Here is a 258-nt window from a genome sequence, read left to right on the forward strand (position 1 = left end):
TGTAGCTTTTTAGACCTGTTACATTTTCGTAACCTAAGTCGATTTTTAATTCTGGTAGACGCCATAATAACGGAGCCAGGTAACAATCAACAATCGTAAACTCTTCAGACATAAAGTAAGAGATGTGATCAAATACTGGTGCAACTTCAAGAATTTTAGCACGTAATTTAATACGTGCAGCTTCTGCTTTAGCAACTTCATTATACATAACGATAGCAACCAATGTGTACCATTCGCTTTCAATACGTTGCATTAATA

At 35.3% G+C, this 258-nt stretch carries 1 protein-coding gene; it reads right to left on the reverse strand.

What is annotated here, in order from left to right; translation table 11 throughout:
* The coding region (locus V6255_RS18090; protein WP_341629385.1) for a glutathione binding-like protein at positions 1-258 on the reverse strand (258 nt) is incomplete at both ends.

Origin of the sequence: Psychromonas arctica (genome assembly GCF_038155225.1) — a bacterium.
In the GTDB taxonomy this organism is placed as follows: Bacteria; Pseudomonadota; Gammaproteobacteria; order Enterobacterales; family Psychromonadaceae; genus Psychromonas; species Psychromonas arctica_B.